1 protein-coding gene and 1 pseudogene are annotated in these 2,234 nt (G+C 63.5%); one reads left to right on the forward strand and one right to left on the reverse strand.

The features are described 5' to 3' along the window. Positions 1 to 1,942: hypothetical protein (locus I5W_RS19895; RefSeq protein ID WP_044530528.1), on the forward strand; the 1,942-nt coding region annotated here is incomplete at its 5' end. A gap of 4 nt (positions 1,943 to 1,946) precedes the next feature. Here I5W_RS19895 and I5W_RS19900 read toward each other — a convergent pair. Next, positions 1,947 to 2,234 (reverse strand): annotated as a pseudogene (locus I5W_RS19900) (hypothetical protein); the annotation flags it as partial.

Here is a 2,234-nt window from a genome sequence, read left to right on the forward strand (position 1 = left end):
ATCTTGCCAGTTCCTGCCGCGCCTGCCCAATTCCGAACACGCTCGCCAGACACGGGACAGCCTGTATCACCAACCCATCGACGATCTCCTCGCCGATCTCCAGCGCCACCCGCAGAATTATTCACGCACGCTACTCACCGATGTGGCCACAGCGCACATGATGGATGCACTCAATATCGATGTGGCCAAGTATGCGCGCGGGATCAGGGCCGCCGCATGTTACGAGGGCCTGCACAGCGTTGCCGGGCGCGTGGTCAGCACCGCTGCCGCGCTTGTGAGCCTGGGCGTATCGGAGTTGCCTGGTGCCAGCGAAGCGATCAAGATACTGGCCGAAGTAGTCAAGATACTGGCTCATGAACTCCCGCCCAACTTGATCAATCCGTTCGTGACCGGCCGGCTACGCACCCTCACTGATGTCAAGGAATCATTCAAGCGCTCCGGCGGACAACCGGTAGTCAGGCCGGAGATCGACAAGAGCCCGGACATGGGCCAGATACGGCACGCCGCCGTGTTCAGTCGGACCGCCTTGGAGCAGGCGATCACGCGGTTCGAGCAGGTGGCAGACGGTGAAGACAATACCGAAGCGCTGGCCAGCCTGGTCTCGGCTTTCACTACCTTGCACGAGCTGATGGACCGCACCTACCGGCGGCGCATCGGCCTCAATCGCACCCAGAGCTACAGCAAGACCTGGGGCATGGCCGTCAATGGCATCGGCGTGGCAGGCGCGCTGATCACCGCAACCGTCCCTGTCGCCGGCCAGATTGCCGGTCCGGCCATCCTGGGTGCCGCCATCCCCTTGCAATGGGGGGCTGGCTATCTGGATGAACGGCGCAATCGGCATCGTTACAACCTGCGCGCCAATGTGAAGTGGGGCGACTTTCTGCTGCCGCAAGCGGCACAGCGGCATTTTTCGGAACTCACTGCGGCCGACGTGAGCGAAGCCGCCTTGCGCCAATCCGTTATCACCCAGCCGGAGATACAGGTCGCTGCCATCAGGGAAGTGTACGAAGATGCCCTCGCCACCTTGGTCAAGGAGCAGTTGGACCTCGAACGTCAGATCGCCGCAGGCGGCAGCCAGCAACGCCCGCTGGCAATGCTACAGCGGCGCAGCGGTGAACTGGCCGAGGCCATCGCCGCTGCCACGCGCGATATCGATGACTTTGAGTCCTTCGATATGGCGCACTGGGGTCACATCCCCGCAGAGGGGCTGATCGGCCGCTGCCTGGACGATCTGTCCTACCTCGAAAAGCGCAATCGCCATGCCCGCCTGCGCAAGCCGGGCGAATCGGCCCAAATCGTCCAGCGCTACGTGCAGGCTTTCCAAGGCGGTATTTCAACCGGGACCAGCCTGCCCATCATCGATACCATCAGCAACCTCGACAGCCTGCAAGTCCCTGGCGATAGTCACCAACTTCAACCTGCCGCACTGGCCGGAGCCGCCACCACCGGTGCCATCGGCGGCACTGTCTTCACGGCCGCCACCGGGGAGGTGCGAGTGAGCAAGGCGGAGAACAAGCGCATCCTCTCTGCGACACCGCCCTCGGCTGTGCTCAACCCGCCCCGGGATGATCCCCGCTGGTCTCTTCAGACTGCAAATCGGCGCGTGGACTTGCGCGGGACGGCGGCCTACCGGCGCTTCACCTACACCCGGCGCGACGAATTCATCCTGCTGGGCCGTGCGGTCGGACATGGTCTGATCAGCGGGCCCGTCGGGCTGTACAACATGGCGCGCGTACGCGGATGGCCGCAAGCTGAGGTGGCGCGGTCACGTCGTATGCTGCGACGTGCACTGGACGCGCTGGAAAAAACCGGCCTGCCAAGGCTAGCGCCGCCGGGCACCCGTGCCGACACTATCGCGGCGATGAAGGACGAACTGTACGACTACCCCGCCGTCCGTTCGCTGCTTGGGCAGCCACAGGCAGGGCAGGGCAGCCCAGCCTGACTCTTCAATACTGCAACGGCAGCGCCAAGGCGTGGGTGGTCGGATGGCTGCCAGTAGCTGTCAGCGCAGGAGTTTCGAGAGCCCCCTCAAGCTTGAAGATGCTGATCAGATCGGCCAGGCTGCGGGCCTCATCCTTCATGGCGCAAGCCGCCGCCATGGCTTGTTCCACCAGAGCGGCATTCTTCTGCGTGACGTCGTCGATCAGGTTGATGGCGTGACTGACTTCGGAAATGCCGTTTGCCTGATCCTGCCCCGAGAGCTGATATCGCCGATGATGGCGGCAACGCTTTCC

It is taken from the genome of Herbaspirillum sp. B65 (genome assembly GCF_000333555.1).
Lineage (GTDB): Bacteria > Pseudomonadota > Gammaproteobacteria > Burkholderiales > Burkholderiaceae_D > Herbaspirillum > Herbaspirillum rubrisubalbicans.